The 467-nt window shown below is 64.7% G+C and carries 1 protein-coding gene; it reads left to right on the top strand.

The features are described from left to right. Positions 1 to 18 precede the first annotated feature (18 nt). A partial coding sequence (locus tag LRF89_RS13360; protein ID WP_238637392.1) for a PAS domain-containing protein occupies positions 19 to 467 on the top strand: 449 nt, incomplete at its 3' end.

Genomic DNA, 467 nt, shown 5'->3' with positions numbered 1-467 from the left:
GTCGAGAACCAGCCGCTGATGATTGAGCGCTTCCTGCCCGATACCACCATCACCTATGCCAACCCCGCCCTGGCAGCGCATCTGCAGACCGAACCGGATCAGCTGCTCGGACACCGCTGGATCGACTTCCTGCCCGCCAATGAGCGCGACGAGGCACGAGCGCACCTGGCGAGGCTGACTCCTCAGGAGCCGGTAGGCCACTTCGAGAACAGCATTCCCGGCGCGGACGGCCAAATCTACTGGACCCTCTGGACCAACCGCGCATTCTTCGATGAGCACGGCACACTGAGCCACATCCAGTCGGTGGGCGTGGACATCACCGAGCGCCGCCGCGCCGAGCAGGCCGAGCAGCAGCTGCGCGAGCAGCTTCAACAGCGGCAGCAGGAACTTGAGGCGATCTTCGAGGCGGCCCGCTCGGTCAGCCTGATCAAGACCGACCTGAATTCCGTCATCCTCGAGGCCAGCAC

It is taken from the genome of Halorhodospira sp. 9621, from assembly GCF_022228055.1.
In the GTDB taxonomy this organism is placed as follows: Bacteria; Pseudomonadota; Gammaproteobacteria; order Nitrococcales; family Halorhodospiraceae; genus Halorhodospira; species Halorhodospira halophila_A.
This window is presented reverse-complemented; position numbering and strand designations above follow the sequence as displayed.